Origin of the sequence: Allobranchiibius sp. GilTou38, assembly GCF_017565325.1 — a bacterium.
GTDB lineage: Bacteria > Actinomycetota > Actinomycetes > Actinomycetales > Dermatophilaceae > Allobranchiibius > Allobranchiibius huperziae.
Genome location: NZ_JAGEKN010000003.1, coordinates 37,100 through 56,482, shown reverse-complemented (window position 1 = coordinate 56,482; position 19,383 = coordinate 37,100). Strand labels below are relative to the sequence as shown.

Annotated in this window: 18 protein-coding genes; 6 read left to right on the top strand and 12 right to left on the bottom strand. The window is 71.0% G+C overall.

Going from position 1 to position 19,383, the window contains the following annotated elements:
* Positions 1-24 precede the first annotated feature (24 nt).
* On the top strand, positions 25-879 hold the full coding sequence (locus JOB34_RS00770) for a DeoR/GlpR family DNA-binding transcription regulator (protein WP_233764234.1): 855 nt from the start codon (positions 25-27) through the stop codon (positions 877-879).
* 24 nt (positions 880-903) lie between these two features.
* Here the strand turns inward: JOB34_RS00770 and JOB34_RS00765 are convergent, their stop codons facing one another.
* From JOB34_RS00765 to JOB34_RS00755, 3 genes are read right to left on the bottom strand one after another with little or no spacing between them, the layout of a single operon-like run.
* On the bottom strand, positions 904-1,347 hold the full coding sequence (locus JOB34_RS00765; protein WP_208050937.1) for a GtrA family protein: 444 nt from the start codon (positions 1,345-1,347) through the stop codon (positions 904-906).
* Entirely contained in the window at positions 1,347-2,885 is a 1,539-nt protein-coding gene (locus JOB34_RS00760) for a HAMP domain-containing sensor histidine kinase (protein WP_208050936.1), read from the bottom strand. Before JOB34_RS00760 ends, JOB34_RS00765 begins: the two co-directional genes overlap by 1 nt.
* 5 nt (positions 2,886-2,890) lie before the next feature.
* Entirely contained in the window at positions 2,891-3,616 is a 726-nt protein-coding gene (locus JOB34_RS00755; RefSeq protein WP_279538801.1) for a response regulator transcription factor, read from the bottom strand.
* Positions 3,617-3,768: 152 nt separating this feature from the next.
* Between JOB34_RS00755 and JOB34_RS00750 the strand changes: the two genes are divergently transcribed.
* A complete protein-coding gene (locus JOB34_RS00750; RefSeq protein ID WP_208050935.1) occupies positions 3,769-4,371 on the top strand; it encodes a glyoxalase superfamily protein in 603 nt (200 codons plus the stop codon).
* An 18-nt stretch (positions 4,372-4,389) separates the two neighbouring features.
* Here JOB34_RS00750 and JOB34_RS00745 read toward each other — a convergent pair whose 3' ends face one another.
* Positions 4,390-5,322: an alpha/beta hydrolase gene (locus tag JOB34_RS00745; RefSeq protein ID WP_208050934.1), complete on the bottom strand. Its 933-nt coding sequence runs from the start codon at positions 5,320-5,322 to the stop codon at positions 4,390-4,392.
* Positions 5,323-5,390: 68 nt separating this feature from the next.
* On the opposite strand from JOB34_RS00745, the gene JOB34_RS17970 reads away from it, so the two are divergent.
* Positions 5,391-5,765 carry a DUF3253 domain-containing protein gene (locus JOB34_RS17970; RefSeq protein WP_347813675.1) on the top strand — a complete coding sequence of 125 codons (375 nt, stop codon included), beginning with the start codon at positions 5,391-5,393 and terminating at the stop codon, positions 5,763-5,765.
* Between the two features lie 39 nt (positions 5,766-5,804).
* Here the strand turns inward: JOB34_RS17970 and JOB34_RS00735 are convergent, their stop codons facing one another.
* Entirely contained in the window at positions 5,805-7,532 is a 1,728-nt protein-coding gene (locus JOB34_RS00735; RefSeq protein ID WP_208050932.1) for a glycerol-3-phosphate dehydrogenase/oxidase, read from the bottom strand.
* A 199-nt stretch (positions 7,533-7,731) separates the two neighbouring features.
* Here JOB34_RS00735 and JOB34_RS00730 point away from each other — a divergent pair, with 199 nt between their 5' ends.
* The 3 genes from JOB34_RS00730 (at position 7,732) to JOB34_RS00720 (ending at position 10,920) form a co-directional block, all read left to right on the top strand.
* Positions 7,732-8,496, top strand: coding sequence for an MIP/aquaporin family protein (locus tag JOB34_RS00730; RefSeq protein WP_208050931.1), 765 nt, complete (start codon positions 7,732-7,734; stop codon positions 8,494-8,496).
* A 104-nt stretch (positions 8,497-8,600) separates the two neighbouring features.
* A complete protein-coding gene (gene glpK / locus JOB34_RS00725) occupies positions 8,601-10,124 on the top strand; it encodes a glycerol kinase GlpK (RefSeq protein WP_208050930.1) in 1,524 nt (507 codons plus the stop codon).
* 64 nt (positions 10,125-10,188) lie between these two features.
* Positions 10,189-10,920 (top strand): cobalt-precorrin-6A reductase, encoded by a 732-nt coding sequence (locus tag JOB34_RS00720; protein ID WP_208050929.1) that lies wholly within the window; start codon positions 10,189-10,191, stop codon positions 10,918-10,920.
* On the opposite strand, the gene cbiB is transcribed toward JOB34_RS00720, so the two are convergent.
* From cbiB to JOB34_RS00685, 7 genes are read right to left on the bottom strand one after another with little or no spacing between them, the layout of a single operon-like run.
* Entirely contained in the window at positions 10,880-11,827 is a 948-nt protein-coding gene (cbiB, locus tag JOB34_RS00715) for an adenosylcobinamide-phosphate synthase CbiB (RefSeq protein ID WP_208050928.1), read from the bottom strand. The genes JOB34_RS00720 and cbiB overlap by 41 nt on opposite strands.
* A complete protein-coding gene (locus tag JOB34_RS00710) occupies positions 11,824-12,357 on the bottom strand; it encodes a bifunctional adenosylcobinamide kinase/adenosylcobinamide-phosphate guanylyltransferase (protein WP_208050927.1) in 534 nt (177 codons plus the stop codon). The genes cbiB and JOB34_RS00710 overlap by 4 nt, the downstream gene beginning before the upstream one ends.
* The gene (locus JOB34_RS00705) at positions 12,354-13,130 is read right to left on the bottom strand and encodes an adenosylcobinamide-GDP ribazoletransferase (RefSeq protein WP_233764221.1); all 777 of its coding nucleotides are present in this window, start codon (positions 13,128-13,130) and stop codon (positions 12,354-12,356) included. The genes JOB34_RS00710 and JOB34_RS00705 overlap by 4 nt, the downstream gene beginning before the upstream one ends.
* Positions 13,127-14,125 (bottom strand): uroporphyrinogen-III C-methyltransferase, encoded by a 999-nt coding sequence (gene cobA, locus JOB34_RS00700; RefSeq protein WP_208050926.1) that lies wholly within the window; start codon positions 14,123-14,125, stop codon positions 13,127-13,129. Before cobA ends, JOB34_RS00705 begins: the two co-directional genes overlap by 4 nt.
* Positions 14,122-16,614: a cobyrinate a,c-diamide synthase gene (locus JOB34_RS00695; RefSeq protein WP_208050925.1), complete on the bottom strand. Its 2,493-nt coding sequence runs from the start codon at positions 16,612-16,614 to the stop codon at positions 14,122-14,124. Before JOB34_RS00695 ends, cobA begins: the two co-directional genes overlap by 4 nt.
* On the bottom strand, positions 16,611-17,225 hold the full coding sequence (cobO, locus tag JOB34_RS00690; RefSeq protein ID WP_208050924.1) for a cob(I)yrinic acid a,c-diamide adenosyltransferase: 615 nt from the start codon (positions 17,223-17,225) through the stop codon (positions 16,611-16,613). The genes JOB34_RS00695 and cobO overlap by 4 nt, the downstream gene beginning before the upstream one ends.
* On the bottom strand, positions 17,225-19,306 hold the full coding sequence (locus JOB34_RS00685; protein WP_347813674.1) for a VWA domain-containing protein: 2,082 nt from the start codon (positions 19,304-19,306) through the stop codon (positions 17,225-17,227). Before JOB34_RS00685 ends, cobO begins: the two co-directional genes overlap by 1 nt.
* Positions 19,307-19,383: the final 77 nt, after the last annotated feature.

The window sequence follows — 19,383 nt, the reverse complement described above, 5'->3', positions numbered from 1 at the left end:
AACAACTGAGCAGGTTGCCACCGGATGTCCATCGAACCCGTCGCCGCCGATAGCCGTCAGAGCCGGCAGATGGCGCGCCAGCGGGCGATCACCGAAGCGGTGATGGCGCAGGGCGCGGTGCGGATCGAAGAGCTCGCGGAGCGGTTCGACATCAGCGTGATGACCGTGCACCGGGATCTGGACGAGCTGGAGAGCCGCGGCATCCTGCGCAAGAGCCGCGGAGTCGCCACCGCGACCGCGACGTCGTTGGTGGAGTCCAGCGACATCTACCGCACGGGCCGTGAGAAACGGGAGAAGGAAGCGATCGCCATCGCGGCGATGGACTTCGTCGAACCGGGACAGGCGATCCTGCTGGACGACTCGACCACGGTGGCGCACATGGCTCCGCACCTGCAGAGCAAGAGCCCGCTGACCGTCATCACCAACGTGCTCACGCTGATCAACGAGCTGCGCGGTGCACGGGGGATCACCCTGCTGTCACTGGGGGGTGAGTACTACAACTGGTGCAGCGCGTTCATGGGCCGGATGACGACCCAGGCCATCTCCAACCTGCGCGCCGACACGTTCTTGATGTCTACCGCGGCGATCACCGACGACATCGTCTTCCACCAGGCGCTGGAGACCGTCGACATCAAGCGGGCGATGTTCGACTCGGCCAGCAGGCGCATCCTGCTGGTGGACCACACCAAGTTCGAGAAGCGGGCGCTGCACGCGCTCGCGCCCCTGTCGGCGTTCGACACGGTGATCGTCGACGCCGGCACGCCCGACCAGCACGTCACGAGGATGCGCGACCAGGGGATCCACGTGGTGGTGGCGCCGATGCGCGGAGTCGCCGGGGTGCCCCGCGGTCGTTCGGCACGCGGCGAATTCGAGCACTGAGCGAGCGCGCCCGGGCGCGGGACCTCAGAGTGCGGTCGGGGCGGACTCGGCGGCGACGACCTCGGGGGCAGCCGGAGCGAACCACCGCCGCAGCAGTAGGAAACGGATGACGGTGGCGATCACGTTGCCGACGGCGACCGTGCCGGTCGAGACCAGGCTGTCGGCATGCGGGTCGGTCTGCCGCAGGATCTCCAGCGCACCGGACGTCATGGCGACGGTGATCGCGAGCAGCACCAGGGACTGCAGCTGCACCCGCGCCGCGCCACCGGTCCCCTTGGCGCCGAAGGTGTAGCGGCGGTTGAGCGCGGTGTTGATCACGGTGCAGATGAGCAGCGCCGTGATGTTCGCCCACTGATTGCCGAGGGCGTGCCGGAAGAGGGCGAAGAGCAGCAGGTTCAGCACCGTGCTGCCGACGCCGATGACGGCGAACTTCACGACCTGGGCGCCGAGCTTGCGCCGTGCCGACATCAGGGAGCCACCGACGGCATCGAGGCCGGGGCCTCCTGGGGCGAGCGCCGCATCCGCATCGTGAAGGTGGTCCGCCCCGGGACGGACTGCACGCGAAGGTCTCCGCCGTGCGCCGTCACGACCGCGTGCACGATCGAGAGCCCGAGCCCGGTCGAGCCCTCCGTGCGGGTGCGGGCGGAGTCGCCACGCGTGAAGCGCTCGAAGATGTGCGGCAGCAGGGAGGGCTCGATCCCCGGGCCGTCGTCGGACACCGACACCACGACGTCCCCGCCGTCGCCGGCCACGCGCGTGGTCACCTCGGTGCCTTCAGGCGTGTGGCGTCGCGCGTTCGCCAACAGGTTGATCAGCACCTGACGGATCCGAGCCTCGTCGCCGACGACCTCCATCGGCTCGTCCGGCAGGTCGAGCTTCCACCGGTGCCCCGGTCCTGCGGCGTGCGCATCCGACATCGTCTCCATGGCCAGCAGCGTGACATCCACCGGCTCGCGGTCCAACGGCCGCCCCGAGTCCAGCCGGGCCAGCAGCAGCAGATCCTCCACCAACGCGGTCATCCGATCCGACTCGGACTCGATGCGGCTCATCGCGTGCTGGACGCCGGTCGGCACCGGTTCGCGCTCGCGCCGGGACAACTCGGCGTACCCGCGGATCGAGGCGAGCGGCGTCCGCAACTCATGGCTGGCGTCCGCGACGAACTGCCGCACGCGGGTCTCGCTCTCCTGACGTGCGGTCAGCGCGCCGTCGACGTTGTCGAGCATCTGGTTGAGCGCGAGACCGACCTGGCCGACCTCGGTGCGCTCGTCGGTGTCCGCAGGATCCACCCGCTCGTGCATGACGACCTCACCGGCGGACAGCGGAAGGGTCGAGACCCGGGTCGCGGTCTCGGCGACCCGGCGCAGGGGTTCGAGGTTGCGGCGGACCACATATGCCGTGGCCAGGCCGACCAGGATCAATCCGGCACCCGACAGCAGGGCCACGGCGAGCGCGGCCCTGCGGACGGCCGCGTAGGTGTCGCCGAGAGGAAGTCCGACGATCGTGGTGACGGTCTGCGATGAGGGCGGACCTGTCGCCTGAGTGCGCAGCTTCGCCGTGTGACTCACGGCGATGACGCGGTAATCTCCCGCCCGCCCCAGCCCGATGGTGGACGGGTGGTCGCCGATCCCGGCGGTGCGCACGATATTGATCTGAGCCACGGACAACTGCGTGGGAGGCGCGCCCAGCCTGTTGATGAGCGCGCTCGGACGTATGCCTCCGTTCTGCAGGTCCTGGACATAGACGACGTTGCCTGCGTAGAGGTCGACCCGCAGGGAGTTGCCGCCTCCCCCCTGATAGTTGAGCGCATCGGCGCGATCCGCGGACGGCACGGCCAACTGTTGGGCCGACGTGACCAACTGCTGGTCGATCCTGTCCGCCAACGTCCTCTGCAGCTGCCAGACGGTCAGGGCGCCGATCGCCGTGATGATCACGACGAAGAGCAGCAGCACCGAGGAGACCAGCTTCGTGCGCAGGGTCCAGTGCGAGGGGCGCAGCGCGGTACTCATGTGGCTCAGGCCGCGGGCTTGAGGACGTACCCCGCGCCACGCATGGTGTGGATCATCGGCGACCGGCCGGCGTCGATCTTCTTGCGCAGGTAGGAGATGTAGAGCTCGACGACGTTGGCCTGGCCGCCGAAGTCGTAGTGCCACACCCGGTCGAGGATCTGGGTCTTGGACAGGACGCGCTTGGGGTTGCGCATCATGAAGCGCAGCAGCTCGAACTCTGTTGCGGTCAGCGAGATCTCGGTGCCGTCGCGCACCACCTCATGGCTGTCCTCGTCCAGTGACAGGTCACCGACGACGAGGGTCGAGGAGGACTCCTGGGTCAGCTGGACCGACCGGCGCAGCAGCGCGCGTACCCGCGCGACGACCTCCTCCAGGCTGAACGGCTTGGTGACGTAGTCGTCGCCGCCGGCGGTGAGCCCCGCGATGCGGTCCTCCACCGCGTCCCGGGCCGTGAGGAAGAGCACCGGCAGCGTCGGGTCGTCGTCGCGCAGCCGCCGCAGCACCTCCATGCCGTCGAAGTCCGGCAGCATCATGTCGAGCACGACGGTGTCCGGCTTGAACTCCTTGGCCACCCGTACGGCGCTCGACCCGGTGCCGGCGGACTTGATGTCCCAGCCCTCGTAGCGCAGGGCCATGCTCAGCAGCTCGGTCAGGTTGGACTCGTCGTCGACGACCAGCACGCGTACGTTGCTGCCGTCGGTGTGCTTCAGAGTGGCCGCGTTCGTAGGCATGACACTCAGTAGACCGGTCCGGCCTGTACTCCGTCCAGGCCCAGCCTGTGTCTTCTCTGTGTGAGACCTTTGCGGGACGCGGCGGCGGTCGCGCGCGTATTGTCGGTGGCGGCTTTCCGGTGGCCTGCCCCCTGCCTCGATGGTGAACACCGGTGGATCCGATTCTGGATGATCCGACGCTCCTCGCGCGGCATCCGGCAACGCAGGGACCGGACGACGCCGCGCGGACAGGACACGTCGTGATCACCACCACCGAAGCCAAGGCACTGGCACGAGAGCTCTCCGGGCGGGGCGGCATCTCGCACTCCCAGGTCCTGGAGGCGGCCGCCCACGCGGCCGGACACCGGGACTGGAACACTTTCCACGCCACCGCGCCCGAACGCCAGGACGACCCGGTCGGCCGCCAACGGGTCATACCCGTGCTGCGGGTCTTCGATCACCAGCTCGCCCGTGAGTTCTACTGCTCCTTCCTCGGCTTCACCTGGCGCTGGGAGCACCAGTTCGAGACGGAGACCCCCGTCTATGCCGAGGTGGGACGGGAGGGGTGCATCCTGCACCTGTCCGAGCACCACGGCGACGCCACGCCCGGCAGCGGGGTGATGATCACCGTCCCGGATCTGGCGTCCTACCGGGAGGGGCTGCTCGCCCAACGGCACCGCAACGCGCGGCCGGGGATCAGTCGCGACGCATGGGGTCAGAAGATGACGGTGCTGGACCCGTTCGGCAACCGGATCGTCTTCTGGCAGCGCACCTGAGCGAGGCGGTCCTTCCCCTCAGTCCCGGGGGACGTGGGCGGCGATCCAGGCCAGGACGTCGGCGGTGACCTCGTCGCGGTTGGTCTCGTTGAGCAGCTCGTGCCGGGCACCGGGGTAGAGCGTGAGCGTCACGTCGCGGACCCCGGACTTCTCCAGCTGCGCCGCGACGGCCTTGACGCCGGCGCCGCCCTTGCCACCGACCGGATCGTGGTCACCGGAGATGAGCAGGATCGGCAGGCCGGCCGGGATGCGCGCGACCTGGTCGTCGCGGTTGATCTGAGCGAGGGCGCCGAGCAGATCGATGTAGAACCCGGCCGTGAAGACCTCGCCGCACCGAGGGTCGGCGATGTACGCGTCGACCTCGGCCGGGTCGCGCGACAGCCAGTCGAAGTCGGTGCGGTTCGGCTTGAACGCCGCGTTGTACTGGCCGAAGGTCAGAGTGTTCATCACCTTGCTGGTGTGGCGGCGTCCGAGGGTCCGCGCCTCGAGCGTCGCCACCCCCTTGCCCACCGCGCCGAGGGTGCCCGGGTCGCCGGCCGTCCCGCACAGCACGAGCCCGGCGAGGTCGGTGCCGTGGACCATCGCGTACGACCGTGCGAGGAACGAGCCCATGCTGTGGCCGAAGAGCACCATCGGCAGGTGGGGGTGCTCGGACGAGGCTCGCGCGGTGACCGCGGCCAGGTCCTCCACCACCACGTTCCAGCCGTCGGAGTCGGCGAGGTAGCCGGTGTCCGCACCCCCGGAGGTGCGGCCGTGGCCGCGGTGGTCCTCGGCGTAGACGGCGTACCCCGCCGCGGTCAGCGCCTGCGCGAACCGCTCGTACCGGCCCGAGTGCTCCGCCATGCCGTGGGCCACCTGGACGACCGCCGTGGGGTCGCCGTCGGGCAGCCATCGACGTACGTGCAACGGGGTGTCGTCGGCGGACTGCAGGAGGAAGGTGTCGGCGCGCATGGGGACCTCGGAGATCGCGGAGAGAGGGGTCGACCGTCACCGTAGTGGCCCAGCGGCAGACTGGCGGGGTGAGCACACCTGCGGACAGGACCTGCGTGTCGTGCGGGCGCCGGATCGAGTGGCGCCGGAAGTGGGAGCGCGACTGGGAGCAGGTGCGCTACTGCAGTGCCGCGTGCCGTCGTCGTGGGGTCACGCAGACCGACACGCTGTTGGAAAAGGCGATCCTGCGGCTGCTCGCGTCCGGTTCGCGCACGGCCACCATCGCACCGAGCGACGCGGCCGAGGCGGTGAGCGCTCGCGGCGACGTCGACGAGGACCTCGCGGAGCCGGCTCGGCGCGCCGCGCGACGACTCGTGGAGTCCGGCCAGGTCGTCATCGTGCAAGGGAGCCGCGTGGTCGACCCGTCCACGGCGAAGGGCCCGTTCCGGATCCGACGCGCCTGAGCCGGGCCCGTCGCTCGACGGGCCCGGCTCGGTGGGCGTTCAGCGGGTGGCGGTCACCTGACGCAGGCCGCCACGGCTCTCGGCAGCCTCGCGACGAGCCGCGTCGGACTCCTCGTCCGTGGACAGCTCCTGGGACTTGCGCTCGGCATGCACCCGCTCGACGTACGCGGCCTTCTCGTGCTCGACTGTCGCCTCGTCCCAGCCCAGCTCGGTGGCCATGATGGCCGCCGTCTCGTCCACGCAGTCGACACCGCGGTGCTTGGTGTCGATGGAGATCCGGGTACGTCGGGCGAGCACGTCGGTGATGTGCTTCGCACCTTCGTGCGTGACGGCGTACTTCAGCTCCGCGCGGAGGTACTCCTCGGCGCCGGTCACCGGGTCCAGCATCGTGGGGTCGTCGTCGCCGAGCGACAGCAGCTCGTTCAGCTTCGATCCGTAGCGGCCCAGCAGGTGCTCCACGCGCCAGGTGGAGATGCCTGCCTCCTTGGCGAGCTCGCTCTTGAGGTTGATCATCGCCTTGTAGCCGTCGGCGCCCACGAGCGGCACGTGCTCGGTGACCGACGGCTTGAGCTCGCCCAGATCCTCCGCGCACGCGTCGATCGCATCGGCCGCCATCACCCGGTACGTCGTGTACTTGCCACCGGCGATGGAGATCAGTCCGGGCTGCGGACGTGCCACCGCGTGCTCACGGGACAGCTGGCTGGTGTCCTCGCTCTCACCGGCGAGCAGCGGCCGCAGGCCGGAGTAGACCCCGAGGATGTCGTCGCGACTGACAGGGGTGGTGAGCACCGTGTTGACGTGCTCGAGGATGTAGTCGATGTCCTTGGACGTCGCCGCAGGGTGCGCGAGATCGTAGACCCAGTCGGTGTCGGTGGTGCCGATGATCCATTGCTGTCCGAACGGGATCACGAACAGCACGGACTTCTCGGTGCGCAGGATCAGCCCGACCTCGCCGGCGATGCGGTCGCGCGGCACGAGGATGTGCACGCCTTTGGACGCGCGAACGTGGAAGCGCCCCCGGCCGCCGGCCATCTTCTGCACGTCATCGGTCCACACCCCGGTGGCGTTGACCACGACCTTCGCGCGGACGGTGACCTCATCGCCGCTCTCGACGTCGCGCACGACCGCGCCGACCACCCGGTCGGCCTCCTTGACGATCTTGACGACCTCGGTGGAGTTGCGCACCACCGCGCCGTAGTGGGCGGCCGTGCGCACCACCGTCATCGTGTGGCGGGCGTCGTCGGACTGGGCGTCGAAGTAGCGCACCGCCCCGACGAGGGCGCTCTTCTTCAGGCTGGGGAAGAGCCGCAGCGCGCTGGTGCGGGTGAGGTGCTTCTGGCGGGGCACCGACTGCTTGCCGTTGATGTTGTCGTAGAGCATCAGGCCGCTCGCGATGTACGGGCGCTCCCAGTAACGGTGCTTGATCGGGTAGAGGAACGGCACCGGGTGCACCAGGTGCGGGGCGATCGTGGTGAGCATCAGTTCGCGCTCCTTGAGCGCCTCGGCCACCAGGCTGAAGTTGAGCTGCTCCAGGTAGCGCAGACCACCGTGGAACAGCTTGCTGCTGCGCGATGACGTACCGCTCGCGAAGTCGCGCGCCTCGACCATCGCCACCTTCAGGCCGCGGGTGGCGGCATCGAGTGCCGAACCGGCCCCGGTGACACCACCGCCGATGACCAGGACGTCGAACTCTGTGTCGCGCAATGCGTTCCAGGCCTGCTCGTGCTGCTGCGGCGACAGGGTCGCGCTGAAAGGTTGCATCACCATGGGAGCTCCTCATCGGGTGTCGTTCCGAGCTTAAGCCCGCCTCATGTCACCGTGCGCACCGTCCTGGATTCGATGCGTCCTGTGCGATCCCTGCGAGCAGACTGGACGAAAGACGTGATCTGGGTCACGGTAAAACGGCGTACGGTACGGTGTGACGCCGCTCACACGAGCTGCTACCTGGGCCTACCGAGGAGAGTCAATGAGTCTGTGGTCGGTGTTCGTCAGTGAGGTGCTCGGCACCGCGATCCTGATCGTCTTGGGTACCGGCGTGGTCGCCAACGTCGTGCTGCCCAAGGCGGGCGGCTTCGAGGGCGGCACGCTCATGATCAACTTCGGTTGGGGCCTCGGTGTGTTCGGCGGTGTGTACGCCGCGTACAAGTCGGGCGCCCACCTCAACCCCGCCGTCACGATCGGGCTCTGGGCGAGCGGCGCCAAGAGCTATGCCACGGGAGTGTCGATCACCCCCGGGTCCACGCTGGTCTACTTCGCCGGTGAGTTCCTCGGAGCCTTCCTCGGCGCGGTGGCGATGTGGGCGGCATACAAGAAGCAGTTCGACGACCGGCTCGACGCACCGTCCCTCGGTATCTTCTCCACCGGCCCGGCCATCAAGTCCTACGCGTGGAACCTGGTGACCGAGATCATCGCCACGTTCGTGCTGATCTTCTACGTCCTGGTGTCCGGGATGACCAACAAGATCAGTAGTGCTTCCGGAGGCACGACCTTCAGCGACGCGCCCGCGGGCGCGCTCGGCGTCGCCCTGATCGTGGTCGCGATCGGAGTGAGCCTCGGTGGCCCGACCGGATACGCGATCAACCCCGCCCGTGACCTCGGACCCCGGATCGCCCACTTCGTGCTGCCGATCCCGAACAAGGACTCCAGCAACTGGAGCTACGCCTGGGTGCCGGTCGTCGGCCCGATCATCGGCTGCCTGCTCGCGGCGCTGGTCGCCCGGGCCTACATGTAACGAACCCCTGCGAAGAGCTCGTTGCTCTTCGATACTTCGTAGGGAGCCGACGGACCGACCCCCAGGAAGTCGCGCGTACCGCACCCATCTAGGAGATCAGCACCATGGCCAAGTACATCGCTTCGATCGACCAGGGGACGACCAGCACCCGCTGCATCCTCTTTGACCACAACGGCGCCATCGCGGCGTCCGCGCAGATGGAACACGAACAGATCTTCCCCAAGTCGGGGTGGGTCGAGCACAACCCCGAGGAGATCTGGCACAACACCCGCCAGGTCTGCGCCGACGCTCTGGTGAAACTGGACGCCGCGACCAGCGACGTCGCCGCGGTCGGCATCACCAACCAGCGCGAGACCGCGGTCGTCTGGGACAAGACCACCGGCAAGTCGGTCTACAACGCCATCGTCTGGCAGGACACCCGCACCCAGCGCATCTGCGACGAGCTCGCCGGTGACACGGGCGCGGACATCTACAAGGACAAGGTCGGGCTGCCGCTCGCGACCTACTTCTCCGGCCCGAAGGTGCGCTGGATCCTGGACAACGTCGACGGTGCCCGCGAGAAGGCCGAGGCCGGCGACCTGCTCTTCGGCAACATGGACACCTGGGTGCTGTGGAACCTCACCGGCGGCACCGAGGGCGGCAAGCACTACACCGACGTCACCAACGCCTCGCGCACCCTGATGATGGACCTGGACACGCTCCAGTGGGACGACGACATCGTCAAGGACATGGGCATCCCCAAGTCGATGCTCCCGGAGATCCACTCCAGCTCCGAGGAGTACGGCAAGGTCCGTGAGCGCGGCCCGCTGGCCGGGGTGCCGATCGCCGGCATCCTCGGTGACCAGCAGGCGGCGACGTTCGGGCAGGTGTGCTTCGAGATCGGCACCGCCAAGAACACCTACGGCACCGGCAACTTCGTGCTCCTCAACACCGGTGAGGAGAAGGTCATGTCCAAGAACGGCCTGCTCACCACCGTCTGTTACAAGATCGGCGACAAGAAGCCGATCTACGCGCTCGAGGGTTCGGTCGCGGTGACCGGCTCGCTGGTGCAGTGGCTGCGCGACAACCTGAAGATGATCGACTCCGCGCCGCAGGTCGAGGACTACGCCAAGGAGGTCGACGACAACGGCGACGTCTACATCGTGCCGGCGTTCTCCGGTCTGTTCGCGCCGCACTGGCGTCCGGACGCGCGTGGTGTCATCGTCGGTCTCACCCGGTTCAACAACCGCAGCCACATCTGCCGCGCCGCGCTGGAGGCCACCGCGTTCCAGTCACGTGAGGTCGTCGACGCGATGAACGCCGACTCCGGTGTCGCTCTCACCGAGCTGAAGGTCGACGGCGGCATGGTCGTCAACGAGACCCTCATGCAGTTCCAGGCCGACATCCTCGGAGTGCCGGTCATCCGTCCGGTCGTGAGCGAGACGACGGCGCTCGGTGCGGCGTACGCCGCGGGGCTCGCGGTCGGGTTCTGGAAGGACGAGGGCGAGCTGCGCAAGCAGTGGGCCGAGGACAAGCGCTGGGAGCCCAAGATGGACAAGGACAAGGTCAAGTGGCTCTACTCCAAGTGGAACAAGGCCGTGCAGCGCACCCTGGACTGGACCGACAAGGACCCGTCCGAGTTGTACTGAGCTGAGCTCAGTCGAAGGGCCCGTGGCGTGCGCGCCGCGGGCCCTTCGCCGTACCCTCGGGCACGTGTTCGTCCTGATCCTCGGTGGCACCGCCGAGGCACGCGACCTGGCCGACCGATTGCAGGGCGCCGGCGTGCCGTTCGTGTCCTCCCTGGCCGGTCGGGTCGCCCGGCCGCGGTTGCCCGTCGGGCAGGTGCGGATCGGCGGCTTCGGCGGTGCGGCCGGCCTGGCGGCGTACCTGCGCTCCTCCGAGGTCACCCATCTGGTCGACGCCACCCATCCATTCGCCGCGACGATGACGCAGCACGCGGCGCAGGCGTCTGCGGACGTCGGCATCCCGTCGATCCGCCTCGCCCGCCCCGGCTGGTCCGGTCGGCCCGACGCTGCCGGATGGCACCGGTGCGGCTCGCTGTCCGAGCTGTGTGACGTCGCCGGGGATATCGGCGCGCGGCCGTTCGTGACCAGCGGGCGGCAGACGCTTCCGGCGTTCAGGACGTGGAGCGATCGTGACGTGCTGGTGCGCGTCGTCGAGCCCGTGCAGGAGCCGCTTCCGCCGCGGTGGACCGTCGTGCAGGACCGCGGGCCGTACGACATCGACGGTGAGCTCGCGCTGCTGCGGGACCAGCGGATCGACGTGCTGGTGACGAAGGACTCCGGCGGCGCCTACACCAGCGCCAAGCTCGATGCCGCGGCCAGGCTGGGGGTGCCGGTCGTCGTGCTGTCCCGGCCGGACGCACCCGCCGGGTTGCGCGAGGTCAGCTGCGTCGACGCATGCGTCGCCGCGCTGCTCGGGTGACGAGACGCCCACCGACGACGAGTGCCAGGGCGATGGCGGCGGTGCGATGGTGCAGCCGGGCCGCGGCGTCGATGTCCGAGACGTCGACGTCGGGTCCGTCGCCCAGCGTGCCGCGGTCGTCGGTGACGCCGCGGTAGGTGTTGCGGCCCCCCAGGCGACGACCGAGCGCTGCCGCGAACGCCGCCTCGACCGGACCGGCGTTGGGGCTCGGGTGGGCAGGCGCGTCACGGCGTACGACATGGAGCACCCGACGCGACGCCGTAGGGGACCCGGTGGCCAGGGCGATCGACAGCACGGTCAGCCGCGCGGGCACCCAGTTCGCCACATCGTCCAGCCGCGCTGCGGCCCAACCGAACTCGCGGTAGCGCACGGAACGGTGCCCGATCGTCGCGTCCAGCGTGTTGACCGCGCGGTAGCCGATCAGGCCGGGGACGCCGGCGATCGCTCCCCAGAAGAGCGGGCTCACCACTGCGTCGGCGCCGTTCTCGGCGACCGATTCGATGCAGGCGCGGGCGAGCTCGGCAGGCGACAGTTGCGAACTGTCCCGCCCGACGAGATGCCGGATCCGCACTCTTGCCCCGGCGAGGTCGTCCCGCGCCAGCAGGTCGTGCATCGCGGCCGCCTCACGAATGAGGGAGCGTCCGCCCAGCACCGTCCAGGTGGCCAGGGCGACGACCGGCACCTGCGGGCGCACGCGAGCGGCGGCGCCGCCGAGGACGACGACCCCACCGACCAGCATGGCCTCGTGCAGGACGCCGCGGGAGCGGCGAGGCGCGTAGGTGCGCTGCTCCAGCGCCGCGGCCGCACTGCCGAAGCCGGCGACGGGGTGGCCGCGGCGGGGATCGCCGAAGGCCAGGTCGGCGGCGTACCCGACGAGGAGACCCGCGGCGATGGGGTCGGGTCTCACGGCGCCTTCACCGTCAGCACCTGCCCGGCCACGACGAGCTGCACCGCGTCGCAGGCGTCGGCGACGCGCTGATTGGTCAGGCCCAGCAGATCGGCGAACACCCGGGCCGAGCGGTGCTCGGGGACGAGCGTGAGGCCGACCTCGTCCGAGACGATCACGAGGTCGTGGGCGCAGTCGCGGACGGCGGTCGCGAGGTCGTCGATCAGCGTCAGCGCCGCGGGTTCCCAGTCCTCACGCGGCGCGTCCCAGGCCTGCAGTCGGTCGAGGTGGGCGGTGAGCCACGTGCCGAGCCCGTCGACCAGTGCGGGCCGGGTGAGGTCGGCGAACACGGCTGGCAGATCGACGGATTCGACCGTCGACCAGTGCGCGGGGCGACGCTCGCGGTGGGCGTGCACCCGGTGGGCCCAGTCGTCGTCCAACTCGGGGCCGGGGCCGGTCGCGACGTACGTGACGGCCGGTACGCCGGCGAGCGTGCGTTCGGCGACTGCGGACTTGCCCGATCGGATGCCGCCGAGGATCAGGGTCTTCACGCGCCACCCCGGGTGGACAGGACGAGCAGGCTCACGGCGAGGGCGATCTCGACCCCGGCGCCCATCACGTCTCCGGTGACGCCACCGAGCACCGTGCGGCAGCGGATCGCGAGCACCGACACCGCGACGAATCCGAGGGCGACGGCGACCGGGGCGAGCACGACGTGCCCGGCGACGAGACCCGCCGCGGCGGCGATCGCCAGCGTCACCAGCACCGTGACCGCGAGGGCGGGGCCGGGCACGTTGTCGGCCACGACGACACCGAGGCCGTCGGAGCGGGCGGGCGGCAGGCCGCGTACGGCGACCAGCGTGCAGGCAGCCCGGGACGCGAGCACGGCGACGCCGACGAGCAGCCACCCCCAGGAGTCCGGGGCAACGGCGGCAATGGCGGCGGCGTCGAGCAGCAGGACGACCACGAGCACGCCGACCGCCACGGGGCCCGTGTCGCCCTTGCGCATGACCTCCAGGGCGCGTTCGCGGCTCCACCCCGCGGCGAGGCCGTCGGCGGTGTCCGCGAGGCCGTCCCAGTGCATGGCGCGGGTGCCCCAGCCGAGCGCCGCGCAGACGACGATGCCGACCACCAGTGCCGGTAGGTGCACCATCGGTCCGACCCAGGCCAGCAGCCCGGCGAGCACCGCGACGGGCAGCGCACCCACGGGTGCCAGCACCATCGCCCAGCGTGCACTGGTGCGGTCCACCTCGGGCAGCGTGCCCACGGGGACGATGGACAGGGTGCCGACGGCGAGGCGCAGGCCGATCAGCAGCTGCCTCACGACGTGCCGGTGTTCTGGGGGCGCAGCGCGGCGACCGAGTGACCGATCACCGTGACGGCGGGTGGCCGGATGTCCGCGTCGTCGCCGATCCGGGCGATCTCGCGCAACGGGCCGCGGGCGACGCGCTGACTCGGCAGGCCGGCGTCCGCGACCGATGCCGCGGGCGTCTCCGGGTCGAGGCCGTGCGCGACGAGTGCGTCGGCGATGCTCCCGAGCGTCTTGACTCCCATCAGGACGACGACCGTCATCCGCGTCTCGGCGACCGCCCGCCAGTCGACGGTGCTGCGCGGGTCGTCGGGGGCGACGTGCCCGGAGACGACCACGAAACCCTGGATGACATCGCGGTGGGTGAGGGGGATCCCGGCGAGCGCAGGTGCAGCGATGGACGAAGTGACACCAGGGATCACTGTGACCGAAACGCCCGCGTCGACGCACGCGTTCCATTCCTCGCCGCCGCGGCCGAAGACGAAGCTGTCGCCGCCCTTGAACCGCACGACGTTGCGCCCAGCCTGGGCTTGCTCGACGAGGATCTCGTTGATCCGCTCCTGAGGCGTGAAGGCACCCGAGGGGATCTTGCCGACGTGGATGATCTCCGGCCGGGGATCCAGCTCGTCGAGTACTCCGAGCGGCGCCAGTCGGTCGCAGACCACGACGTCGGCCTCGCGCAGTGCCTGCATCCCGGCGAGCGTGAGCAGGCCGCGGTCGCCGGGACCGCCGCCGACCAGCACCACCCGCCCACCGGTACTGGGCCGTGGCGGCTCCTGCGCCTCGAGCGCCGGGTCGCGCAACACGACGTCGTACGCCGTGAGATCGGGTGCGGCGACCACCGTGACGAGGCGGCGCGCGGCCAGGTCACGCACCACCGGGTGCGTCCCGGACTCCTGTACGTCGACGACGGCTCCACCGTCGAGCAGGGTGTGCACGATCTCGGCCACGCGCGGCCCCGGGTCGCGCACCAGCACGCGAGCGCCGGTGCCGGGGATGTCGAGCCTCATCGGGCGAGCTCGGGTGCGGACGCGGCGGTGTGGGCGAGGACGTCGTCGAGCGCGGTCAGGAAGGCATCCGTCGTGGTGGTGTCACGCACGGCGATGCGGATCCAGGCGGCGTTCAAGCCTGGGAAGGTGTCGCCGCGACGGACGGCGAAGCCGTTGTCGCGCAGCGCTTCCCGTGCCCCCGAGGGCCCTTCGACAAGCACGAATGGGGCCACTCCGTCGACCGGCCGCAGCCCCCGTTCCTGCAGACCGCGGACGAGGTACGCCCGGTCGCTGGTCGCCTTTCGGGCGAGGTCGTCGGCCTGCTCGAGCGCGGACCGGGTCGCGGTCGCGGACATCACGACCGCCGCGGGCGTCGACACCGACCACGGCGGCTGGTGCTGCGCCAGGAGCGCGATGAGGTCTGGGTCGCCGACGACGTAGCCGGCGCGCAGTCCGGCCAACCCCCAGGTCTTGGTGAGTGAGCGCAGCACCAGGAGGCCGGGCATCTGCGCGCTGATCAGCGAATCGAGCTCTCCCGGCACGGCATCGATGAATGCTTCGTCGACGACGACGGTGCGACCGGGGCCCAGCAGGGACTCGAGGGAGGCGCGCGGGTGCAGGACGCCGGTCGGGTTGGTGGGGTTGCCGAGCAGGACGAGGTCGGCGTTCGGGTCGACCAGAGCCGGGTCGAGGACGAAGCCGGTGTCGCCGTGCAGGAGGTGGCGCTCGGGCACCCGGCCGACGCGGCGCAGCGCCGCCTCGGGCTCGGTGAACTGCGGGTGCACCACGAGCGGGTGCCTTCCGGGCACGGCGCGGGCGATGAGGGTGAAGGCCTCGGCGGCGCCGCTGGTCGGCAGCACCATCGTCTCGGGCACGCCATGGCGACGAGCGATCGCCGTACGCGCTTGCGAGACATCGGGATACGCGGCCAAGCGGGTGGTGCAGGCAGCGATCCGGTCGCTGAGCCAGACCGGCGGGACGGGCACCCGCACGTTGACGGCGAGGTCGACCAGGGTGCGTCCGGTGCCGCGGAGCTCGGCATCGCCGTGGTGGTCCAGAGGGTCGACGGCGTCCGCGGTGGTCGCGGGGTGCGCTGCCACCGGCGCGTGGTCGTCTGAAGGACGTGCACCCGTGGTCACGGGCTCGTATGCGTGCACCGCGTCGGCGAACGACGTCGCGAGGGATGGATTCCCGGCCCAGTGGACGTGCAGGTACGACGCGTGCACGGTCGGGCGGCCCGTTCCGGCGGGGTCGAGCGCGAACCCGACCGGTGCACCGTCGACCAGCCAGGCGCCGGGCCCGGCGGTCGGGGGAGTCGTCCGGGTGCGGTGGAACTCGTGGGCGTGCACTGCCGTGGCGGCGGCGCCCAGCATCCCGTCGACCGGGAGGACCGCGGTGCGGTATCCGAGGGTCAGGCGCGGATGCATCGCAGCAGCCGCGGGCAGGGCGCCGACCATGGGGTGGTCGTCGAGTGCCTCTGCGAGATAGAGCAGCCCGGCGCACTCGGCGACGGTCGGCATCCCGGACGCGACGGCGTCGCGCAGCTCGGCGAGCAGGGGCGTGTTGCGCGTCAGCGCGGGCGCGTGCGCCTCGGGGAAACCGCCGCCGAGGTAGAGGCCGCTGGTGCCCTGCGGCAGGGACGTGTCGGTCGCCGGGTCGAAGACGACCGGCTCGCACCCGGCGGCGCGCAGCAGTTCGTCGGTCTCGGCGTAGCGGAAGGTGAAGGCCTGCCCACCGGCGACGGCCACGACGCGCGGCGGCGTGGTGCGGTGGACGACCGGCGGGGTCCAGGGCTCGTCGGCCAGGTCCGGCGCGGTGCGTGCGAGATCCAGGACGGCGTCGAGGTCGAGGTGCTCGGCGATCTGGCCGGCGAGCCGGTCGAGTCCGGCCGCGGCCTCGTCGCGCTCGGCGGCGGGGACGAGTCCGAGGTGGCGGGAGGGCACGCTGACGCCCGCGTCGCGGGGCAGGACTCCCAGGACAGGCAGGCCGGTGGCCTCGACGGCGCGGCGTACCTCAGCAGCGTGCCGGGCGCTGCCGGCCTTGTTGAGCACGACGCCTGCGACGCGCACCGACGGGTCGTAGCTGGCAAGTCCGTGCACGCTCGCGGCGATCGTGCGGGCCGCCGAGGAGATGTCGATGACCAGCAGCACCGGTGAATCGGTCAGCGTGGCGACGTGGGCGGTCGAGGCGAAGCCGTCCGTGCCCATCTGCCCGTCGTACAGGCCCATGACGCCCTCGATGACCGACAGGTCCGCGGTGTACGGCGTGCGCGCTCCGTGCAGCAGCAGCGGCGCGATCTGCTCCGGTGAGGTCAGCCACGGGTCGAGGTTGCGGCCGGGGCGACCGGTCGCGAGCGCGTGGTAGCCGGGGTCGATGTAGTCGGGGCCGACCTTGGCCGGTGCGACCGCGAGTCCGCGGCGGCGCAGCGCGGCCATGATGCCGACGGCCACCGTGGTCTTGCCCTGACCCGAGGCGGCGGCGGCGATCACGACGCGGGGCAGCCGGGTCACCACTCGATGCCCTTCTGGCCCTTCTGGCCCTTGTCGAAGGGGTGCGCGATCTTGGTCATCTCGGTCGCCACGTCGGCGATCTCCAGCAGGCGGGGGTCGGGGTTGCGACCGGTGATGACCACGTGCTGGTGGCCGGGGCGGTCGCGCAGCGTGCTCACGACGTCGTCGACGTCGACCCAGCCCCACTTCATGACGTAGGTGAACTCGTCGAGGATGTAGAGCGTGTGGGTCTGCTCGGCGAGGCGCCGCTTGATCTCGACCCATCCCTCGCGGGCGGCGTCGGCGTGCTCCTGCTCGCTGCCGGCCTTGCGGGACCACGACCAGCCCGAGCCCATCTTGTGCCACTCGATCGGGCCGCCCTGGCCGGTCTCGGAGTGTACGACGTCGAGCGCTTCGAGGGCGCTCTGCTCACCGATGCGCCACTTGGCGGACTTCACGAACTGGAAGACACCGATCGACCAGCCCTGGTTCCAGCCGCGCAGCGCGAGCCCGAACGCGGCCGTGGACTTGCCCTTGCCGTCGCCGCCGTGCACGACGACCAGGGGGGAGTTGCGCCGTGCCCGGGTGGTGAGTCCGTCCGCCGCGGCGACGGGGGTCTGTCCCTTCGGCATCAGGCCACACTCCTCTCGCGGATGGCGCTGACCAGGCTGTCGGCGGCGAATTCTGCCAATGTCACGTGCTCGGCGCCCATCCGCTCGGCGAGGTCGGCGGCCAGGCCCATCCGGAACCGGCCGGTCTCGGCGTCGACGACCACTGCGTCCACCCCGGTGCTCGGCCAGCGGTCGGCGACCCAGCGGGCGCGCTCGAGGGCGTCCGGCCCGGAGGTCGCGCGGCCGTCGGTGACCAGGACGAGCAGCACCCGCCGGTGCGGGTCGCGGATGCGCTCGACCTCCAGGGCGCGGGCGGCGGCCAGCAGTCCCTCGGCGAGCGGCGTACGGCCGCCGTGCGGCAGGTCGGTCAGGCAGGCCGCGGCCGCCTCGACCGAGTGTGTCGGGGGCAGCGCCAGGTCGGCCTCGGCGCCGCGGAAGGTGACCACGCCGACCCGGTCGCGGCGCTGGTAGGCGTCGGTCAGGAGGCTGATGACGGCGGTCTTGACCTCGCGCATCCGTTCGCGCGCGCCCATCGATCCGGAGGCGTCGACGGCGATGAGGACGAGGTTGGACTCACGGCCCTGAGTCACCTTGTGGCGCAGGTCCTCACCGGCGACGTGCAGTCGCCCGGCGCCCGCCCGACCCGCGCCGCGCAGTGCGGCCGCCCGGATGGTGGCGGGCAGGTGCACCGCGCCGGTGCCGTCGCGCTCGGAGCCGATCGTCGCGCCCCAGTTGGTAATCGCCCGGCTGCGCCGGCCGGCCTCTCCGCGGCCCACGCCGCGCACGGTGAACGACCGCACCCGGTAGGGCTCCTCGGCCTGCGCGACCTGCAGGGCCGCGCTCGGCGCCTCGGGCGCCGCCGTGTCGAGCTCCTGCTCCTGGTCGGAGCGGTCGGCCTGGCCACCGTCCTGGTGCGGGGTCGGCGGGGCGGCGTCCTGCCCGGAATCGCCGCTGTCGGAGGACGACGAGTCACCACCGGACGGGGAATCCTCGCGGTCGGTCTCCTCGCCATCGTTCTGCGAATCAGGCTGCGGCTGCTGCGGATCCGGGTCGTCGTTCGTGTCGTCGGGTGTGGGATCCGGCTCGTCGTCATCACCGAGCAGTCGGTCGAGCAGGTCCTCGTCCAGGCCTGGCGCGTCGAACGGCTTGCGCCGGCGACGGTGCGGCAGGGCCAGCTTCGCAGCGACCCGGATGTCCTCGCGGGCGACACTGTCGCGGTCCTGCCACGCTGCGTGCGCCCGGGCCGCGCGAGCCGTCACGATGTCCGCGCGCATCCCGTCGACGTCGAACCCGGCGCAGACGGTCGCGATCTTGCCCAGCGCCCAGTCCGACAGCTCCACGTCGGCCAGCCGCTGCTGCGCGGCGGCCAGCCGCGCGCCGAGCGTGGCCTGCGCGTCGGCGTACGTCGTGGCGAAGCCCTCGGGGTCGGCGTCGTAGGCCAGTCGGCGACGGACGATCTCCACGCGCTCCTGCGGCACCCGGGACGCGGTGATCTCAACGGACAGGCCGAAGCGGTCGAGCAGCTGGGGTCGCAGCTCACCCTCTTCGGGGTTCATGGTGCCGATCAGCATGATGCGCGCGGCGTGGGTCACCGACACGCCGTCACGCTCGACGGTGTTGCGGCCCATCGCGGCGGCATCGAGCAGGAGGTCGACCAGGTGGTCCTGCAGCAGGTTGACCTCGTCGACGTAGAGCAGGCCTCGGTGCGCGTCGGCGAGCAGGCCCGGCTCGAACGCCGTCTGCCCCGATCCGAGCGCGCGGCTGAGGTCGAGCGATCCGGTGACCCGGTCGTCGCTGGCGCCGATCGGCAGCTCGACCAGCCGGGCCGGCCGTTGCACGGCGTCCTCGCCGGGTGTGTGCGGGCCGTCGGGGCACTGCGGGTCGGGCTCGCTCGGGTCGCAGCCGAACCGGCATCCGTCGACGACGTCCTGCTCGGGCAGGACCGCCGCGAGCGAGCGCACCATCGTCGACTTCGCGGTGCCCTTCTCGCCGCGGACGAGCACGCCGCCGACATCGGGGGCGACGGTCGTCAGGACCAGCGCGATGGCCATCTCGTCGGCACCGACGATGGCGGAGAACGGGAACTGCGGCACGGAATCCACGGGCCCTTCTGACGAGTGACCACGCTCGCCGGTCGAGTGGCCCGGTCGGGTCGCCGACCGGGCGTGACGCAGGCCGA